Here is a 7,128-nt window from a genome sequence, read left to right on the forward strand (position 1 = left end):
ACTCGACCGCTCAGTACGCTACCAACGTCTCACCAACCAGAAACCGTTCACGAAGTCCTGAAACACATCTGTTCACGAAGTCCTGAAACAGGACACGCGGTTAGAACCGTCCTTACCACTCACGAGGGCTTGAGTCTCCACCCACTGGAGCCTTTAGCGTCTCTCCCATGACGATCAAGGTTCTCGACACCTACCCGGCGATGCGCGGGATCCTCCGCGCGCCGCAGGCGGACCGCGCCGCGCTGCTCAAGGCGATGGTCGAACCCGCCACCGGGATGTACCGCTACTTCCCCGGCGACGTCGACCTCGTCGCGATGCACGCGATGAGCTCCGGCTTCCCGCTCGACCGTGACGAGGAGCGCTGCCTGGAGGCCCTCGAAGCGCTGCATGAGGCCGACGCCTGGAACCGGATCCGGCGGGCGCTCGAAGACGCCGTCACCGCGCAGGTCGCGGCGACGCCGGGGCTCGCGGTACCGGACATCACCGTCCTCACCGTTCTGGGTGACCCCGGCGACGCGCACTTCATGGGGCCGAACCTGGGGATGTCGGCGAACGGCAGTATGTCCGGCTACATCTACCTCAACTTCTGGCCGTATCCGGAGAACCTGGCGCGGCTGGAGGCCACGGCGGTCCACGAACTGAACCACAACCTCCGCTACAGCCCCGGCGGGGTGATCTGGGATCCGGCGACGGTCACCGTCGGCGAGCAGATCGTGTCCGAGGGGCTGGCCGACGCGTTCGCCCGTCAGTTGTACGGCGACGAACTCGGCTACGCCCGCATCGGCGTGCCGCATCTGCACGACGACGCGGTGTTCGCGAAGGTCGTCTCCGGGCTGGAGATCACCGGTATGCAGAACTTCGTGGCCTGGGTGCACGGTGACGAGAGCGCCGTCCGCTACGGCGGCACGCCTGTCGGGTTGCCGACCGGCGCCGGGTACGCGGTCGGCAACCGTCTCGTCGACGCCTACCTGGCGGCGACGGGCCGCACCGCCGCGGAGGCCCTGCTGGCGGACCGCCGCGACATCATCGACACCGCGCTCGCCTAGGACTCGCGGCGCCTCGACCGGAGGGTGATCGCCACCAGCGCGCCACCGAGCAGCAGCAGGAACAGGCCGGGAACCAGCAGGCCGCGGACCTCGCTGCCGGTCGAGGCCAGCGGGCCGCCGTCGGATGGCCCGCCGCCCGGGGCGGTCGCTCCCGGCTGCCCGGGTGTGGTGCTCGCCGTGACGCCGGGTCCCGGCGTGGTGCTCGACGTACTGCTGCTGGTGGTCGGCGAAGTGCTGCTGGACGAGCTCGACGACGGCGTGCTGCTGGACGACGAGCTGCTGGAACTCGTCGGGCTCGACGAAGTGGCGCTGCTACTCGAACTTGTCGGGCTCGACGAGGTCGTGCTGCTGCTGGACGTGGTGCTGGAACTCGTCGGGCTCGAAGAGGTAGTCGAGGACGAGGTGGTCGAGGACGAAGTCGTCGAAGACGAAGTGCTCGACGATGAGGTAGTCGAAGACGAGGACGTGGTGGTCGACGACGAGGTCGTCGTAGAACTGCTGCTCGTCGGCGAACTGCTGGTCGTGGTCGGGCTCGTCGAGCTCGAAGAAGACGACGACGTGGAGGTCGAGCTGCTCGGCGTCGTGGTCGGCGTGGTGCCGCAGTCGGGCAGGTCGCCGTTGAACGGGTAGGCGTGGAACTCCTGCCCGCCACCGCCGGTGGCCTCGGAGGAGTGCACCAGCGTGCCCGTGGTGAAGAAACGGCCGTTCATCCCGGACGCGGTGACCGTCGCGGTGCTTCCCGGATCGCCGATCAGCACACTTCCCTGGAACTGGGCGCCACCGGCGATCTTCACCTTGGTGGCGTCCGGGAAGTTCCACAGCAGGCGTTCCCGCAGCTTGTTGATCGGGTCGGTGTCGCCGGGGTCGCCGGTGAAGGTGTTGATCGTCCGGGCCGCCCCGACCATGTTGACCAGGATCGTCGCCCCGGCCGGGATGCCTTCGAACTCGATGCCCTGCATACCGCCGTTGGCCGCGGTCACGTCGAAGTCCACGGTGAACACCTGCAACGCGGATTTCCCGTCGCCGGTGAACAGAGTGCGGTATCCCTCGTTGCGCGCCGTGCCCGTGGCAGGCCGGGGCGTGGTGCCTTCACGGGCGTAGCACTGGCTCGCCACCCGAAGATCCTCGCGCAGGCCGACATAGGGCTTCGCGGCGTCGGGATCCTTGGTGAGCGTTCCGTCCACCGTCCCGGTGACGGCCCCCGCGTGCCGGACGACGCCGTCGTCGGCGACCAGCCGTTGCGGCGAGGCGACACTCACGTTCCCGCCGGTGGTCAGGAAGTCCGCGCCGTCGGAGGGCGGGACCCGCGAGCCGACGCCGGCGATGCCGACGTTGTAGATGGCGGACACGCCCTCCCGTTTCGCCATGTCGAAATTGCCGAGGACGACGACTCGGCCTTCGGCTTCCGCCGCCGCTTCGCGTACCTGGAATTCACCGCCGACGAAGACATTGATGCCGTTGTCCCGTCCCGCGTAGTCCTGGTTGTTCACCGGCGGGTATTTACCGGGACAATCGGCTCCGACGCACGGTCCCAGACCGCCCGGTAACGGGGCTGCGACCGCGCCGTCGGCGACCACGAGGGCCGCCACGCACACCGCCGCGGCGGCACCGGCAGAAATAGAGGCGAACCGCCTTGCACGCATGGGGCGATTCTTGTGCCCATCGACCGGATGGACACAATCGGAATCCGAAATTACCCCCGACCGGGCGAGGGTAGTAACCCACCCAATCGTGGCTTTATAGAGAATGAAATTACTGGTGGAGCAGGAAATCCCGGACGCGGTCATCGTCCCGCGAGGACCCTTCACGAACTCGGCCCTGACCTGGCGGGTCCTGGGCCTGCGGGTCCTGAAGCCGTCTGCTTGACTGCTGCCCGTGCCGTCAGATCGTGAGACCTCCGTAGAAGCGGAGTTCTTGGCGGTGGTCGGCCGGTTCGCCGGCCCGGCCCGGGGTGCCGGGCTGCTGGTGATCAGCGTTTTCGGGGTGCTCGCGACACCGACGGGCGCGCTCCCGCTCGGCTTCGGCCTGCTCGCGCTCGCACTGGTCACCGCCGTGGCCGAGCATCTGGCTGGCAAGACGGGCCGGGGCAGGCCGGTGGCGTTCGCGCTGACCTTGGTGCGCGCGGCGGCGATCTGCGGAACCCAGTTCCTGACCGCGCCCGAGGCGGGCGAGCTGAACCAGTGGGCGCTCAACGTCCTCACCGTCACCGCGATCACCCTGCAATGGGAATGGCCGCCGAAGATCACCGTGCCCGCCGTGGCCTGCCTGCTCGCGATCGAGGTGGTGCCGCTCGGCTTCGAGGACGGTCTCTCGGTGGTGCTGCGAGTGCTGCTCGAAGCCACGCTCGCGCGAGGCGCCTTCCTTCTGCTGTCCCGCACGACGCGCCGGATCGACCGTCTCCGCGCTCGCAGGGCCCGGCTGGCGCGCGAGGAATCCCTTGCCGTGGAACGACGACGTCAGGAACGGGAGTATCTGGCCGTCCTGCACGACACGGCGGCGGCCACTTTTCTCACCGTGGCCCAGCGCGGGGAGACCGCGGGTCCGGCCGAGGTCGCCGAGTACGCCCGCCGGGATCTCGCGATCCTGACCGGCGAATCCGGCCGTGGCGGCGAGGTCGACCTCGAGACGTCCTTACGCGGCGTGCTCGCGCACAGCCCGGTGAAGGTCGAGTCGCACTGGGCGCCGGTCCCGCCGATCCCCGCGGCGGCCGCGCTCGCGCTGGTCCGGGCCGTGCGGGAGGCGCTGGTGAACGTCGAAAGGCACGCGGGCGTCGGCGAGGCCCGGCTGAAGGTCGACGCCGGTGTGCGCGTGACGGTCCGGGACGAGGGCCGCGGTTTCGACCCGTCGCGGACCCCGGCCCACCGGCGAGGTGTCCGGGGATCGCTCGTCGAGCGCATGGCCGCGGCGGGCGGCCGGGCCGACGTGACTTCCGCGCCCGGGGCCGGAACCACGGTGGAATTGGTGTGGCCCGATGGGTGAGACGGCGGACAGGGTCCTCGGCGGCTGCCGGATCGCGCTGCTGATCGTCACAGCGGTGATCCAGGTCGGCCTCAGCCTGCCCTTGGTGAGCGGCACCGCGAGCGGATCCGCCTTCACGGCGCTGGGGGCGGTGCTGGTGGTCGCGGCGTTCTGGGTGCTGCGCGGCCGGGCGGTCCCCTGGCCCGCGGCGATGCCGATGGCCGCGGTGGTGCTGGCGGCTTCGGCGATCGCGACCTGGGCGGTGCCGTCCGGCGAACTGTTCGGCGAGCGGCACTGGGTCTTCGGCCTGGCCGGCTGGCATCTGCTGGTCCTGCTGCTGGACCGTCCGGTGGCCGCCGTCGTCGCCCTCGGCGCGCAACTCGCGCTCACCCTCGCCCGGCTCGTGGCGTCCGCGCCCACCGACCGGTTCGAGATCGGCGGTGTCGTGATCGTCGGGCTCAGCGTGATCACCTTCCAGGTCGCGACGCTGGCACTGGTCCGGGTCGTCAACCGGCGGGCGGGCGAAGCCACGGAGGCCTTGCTCGAACGGGACCGGCTGGCCCACCGCAAGGCGCTCGCCGAGCAACAGGAGGCCGACCAGAAGAGCCGGTTCGCCGGACAGCTCGGCGCCACGCTGCCACTGCTCGCCGGACTGGCCGACCGCACCTTGGACCCGCGTGACGAAGTGGTCCGGCAACGGTGCGCGCTCGCCGCCACACAGCTGCGGCGGCTGTTCGCGGAGAACGACGACGTGCCCGACCCGCTGATGCACGAGGTGTCGGCGTGCGTCGATCTCGCCGAGCGGCGGGGCCTGACGGTGACGGTGGCGGTCAGCGGCGAACCGGCGCCCGTGCCGACGGCGGTCCGGCGCGAACTGACCAGCCCGCTGATGACCGCGCTCGTCGCCGCCCGGTCGCAGGCGCGCGTCAGCGTGCTCCGCACCGGCGACGAAATCCGGGTCGCGGCGATCACGGACGGTGAACCGGACGCGCGGCCGAACGGATCGGGCGCCGTCGACGTCGAATGGCACGCACTGGGAGAACGATCGTGGATGGAGGCGAAATGGCGTTCGCGACCGAACTGACCGCGGTGGTCGTCGACGATCATCCGGCCGTGCGGGCCGGGGTCGTGCACTGGCTGTCCTCGGGCACCCCGCCGGTCACCGTCGTGGCCGAGGGCGAGGACGTGCGGGCCGCCTGGATCGGCGAAGGCGCGCAGGCCGACGTCGTCATCCTCGACCTGCACCTGAACAGCACCACCCCGGCGATGGGCGATCTGCGTCGGCTCACCGAGGCGGGCCGCCGCGTCGTCGTCTATTCGATGCGGGCGGACGACGAGACCGTCCTGCAGTGCCTCGAACTCGGCGCGCTCAGCTACCTCACCAAGGCCGAGGGCGCCGAACATCTCCTCGAAGCCGTGCGCGCGGCGGCCGCCGACCGGTCGTACACGCCGCCGTCGCTGGCGGGCGCGCTCGCCGGGGACCGCTCGGAGCGGCGTCCCGCCCTCTCGGCGCGGGAAACGGAAGTGCTCATCGAGTGGTTCCAGTCCGAGTCGAAGGACTTCGTCGCGCACCGGCTGGGGATCTCGCCGAACACGGTCAACTCGCATCTCGAGCGGATCCGGGTCAAGTACGCCCAGATCGGCAGGGACGCCCCGACCAAGGCCGCGCTCGTCGCGCGGGCGATCCAGGACGGGCTGATCGGTGTGAGCGATTTGTGATCGCTTGTGGTGTGAACGGGCCACACCGGCGGACCTCCTCGACGATTACGGTGCGTGGCGGGTGCAAGGACGGCCCGGTCAGCTGGACGAAGTGACCACCGCTGGGCTGATCAGCGCAACCGATTCGTGATCGTTTGTGGTGCGAACGGCCCACACAGCCCTACTCCCGTGTCGATTACGGTGCGTGGCGAGCACGCCTGAGCCGAATTCGGCGAGAAGTCCGAGGAGATCCATGAAGTCCCATCGCATCGCCCTGTTCGCCACCGGCTGCGCCGCCGTGCTGCTGCTTTCCGCGTGCGGCGGCAAAGAGGAACCGGGCAACGCGACCCCCGCCCCTTCGCCCGCTCCGACGTCGGCTCCCGCGTCCTCGCCCGCGACCAGCGGCACCGTCCCGGTCTCGAACGCGGACGCCACCGCGCCCGGCAGCGAACTCAAGGTCGGCGACCGCGCCGTCGTCCCGTTCAAGTACGGCACCGACAAGACCGGCACCGTCGCGATCACCGTCAAGTCGATCGAATTGGGCGCGAAGGAAGACCTCGCCGCCTACGGCGAGAAGGCCAAGGGCATGACGCCGGTGTACATCCGGATGTCAGTGGAGAACGTAGGCGGCACGGACCTCACCTACAGCACGGTGCGGCTGCGCGCGGTGGGCCCGAACAACAAGAGCACCGGCGTGATCATCACCGGCGAGACCCCGCAGTGCCAGTCCGAAACGGCGAAGAAGGACTTCAAGGCGGCCGGCGCGACCTACGAGACCTGCGAGCTCCAGGCCATCCGCGACGGCGGCGAGGTCGGCGGCGCGACCTACACCGACAGCGACGGCTACAAGGACAAGCCGGTCATCTGGAAGAAGTAGGGAATCATCTCTCCGTGAAGGCCCCCTTCACTGCGTCCAGCGCCAGGGTCCGGCTAAGTCGGCTATCCGCTGGTCGCAGGGGTGACGGAGTGGGCTCGTCACCCGTGGCCTGACACGCTCCTCGAATGTCCGCAGAGGACACTTCCGGCGCATCTTTGCCCGATTTGAGTGGTTCGCGGGGGGGGCGTGAGTGGTAGAGATCGTTCTGGTGGACCCGTATTGCCTACCCACTGGATCCTGGGTGAGTGGGGAGGATTCGGGACGTTGAGCGTCTCAAATCTTCCCCGCTCGGCTGCCGTCCGCGGGGTTGTGGGGGTGGCACGGTTTTGATCAACGGAGGATCGGGGACGATGAGTGTCCCCAATCCTCCGTTGATCAAGCACCGAGACCGGAACACTCCCATCGACGATGAAGGAATCGAGACACTCAACCTGGATCCACCGGTGTGCTTGTTGGGTGATCTTGATGGTGGTTGTTGATCATGTGTTTGGTTGGTGGTCGTGGTGGATCACCGGTCGTCGCATCCGGTGTGTCCACTGTGGTCCGGGT

At 69.2% G+C, this 7,128-nt stretch carries 6 protein-coding genes; 5 read left to right on the plus strand and 1 reads right to left on the minus strand.

The genetic code is table 11. The features are described 5' to 3' along the window. Positions 1-167 precede the first annotated feature (167 nt). The gene (locus ACZ5IK_RS45130) at positions 168-1,046 is read left to right on the plus strand and encodes a DUF2268 domain-containing putative Zn-dependent protease (RefSeq protein WP_465493350.1); all 879 of its coding nucleotides are present in this window, start codon (positions 168-170) and stop codon (positions 1,044-1,046) included. Here the strand turns inward: ACZ5IK_RS45130 and ACZ5IK_RS45135 are convergent. After that, a complete protein-coding gene (locus ACZ5IK_RS45135; protein ID WP_465493351.1) occupies positions 1,043-2,689 on the minus strand; it encodes a choice-of-anchor A family protein in 1,647 nt (548 codons plus the stop codon). The genes ACZ5IK_RS45130 and ACZ5IK_RS45135 overlap by 4 nt on opposite strands. A gap of 232 nt (positions 2,690-2,921) precedes the next feature. Between ACZ5IK_RS45135 and ACZ5IK_RS45140 the strand changes: the two genes are divergently transcribed. The 4 genes from ACZ5IK_RS45140 (at position 2,922) to ACZ5IK_RS45155 (ending at position 6,579) form a co-directional block, all read left to right on the plus strand. After that, the gene (locus ACZ5IK_RS45140; protein ID WP_465493352.1) at positions 2,922-4,025 is read left to right on the plus strand and encodes a sensor histidine kinase; all 1,104 of its coding nucleotides are present in this window, start codon (positions 2,922-2,924) and stop codon (positions 4,023-4,025) included. Next, positions 4,018-5,088: a histidine kinase gene (locus ACZ5IK_RS45145; RefSeq protein ID WP_465493353.1), complete on the plus strand. Its 1,071-nt coding sequence runs from the start codon at positions 4,018-4,020 to the stop codon at positions 5,086-5,088. Before ACZ5IK_RS45140 ends, ACZ5IK_RS45145 begins: the two co-directional genes overlap by 8 nt. Beyond that, positions 5,067-5,723: a response regulator gene (locus tag ACZ5IK_RS45150; protein WP_410598659.1), complete on the plus strand. Its 657-nt coding sequence runs from the start codon at positions 5,067-5,069 to the stop codon at positions 5,721-5,723. The genes ACZ5IK_RS45145 and ACZ5IK_RS45150 overlap by 22 nt, the downstream gene beginning before the upstream one ends. 232 nt (positions 5,724-5,955) lie before the next feature. Next, positions 5,956-6,579: a hypothetical protein gene (locus ACZ5IK_RS45155; protein WP_465493354.1), complete on the plus strand. Its 624-nt coding sequence runs from the start codon at positions 5,956-5,958 to the stop codon at positions 6,577-6,579. The last annotated feature ends 549 nt before the right edge of the window (positions 6,580-7,128 follow it).

Source organism: Amycolatopsis sp. NPDC031561 (assembly GCF_055580625.1).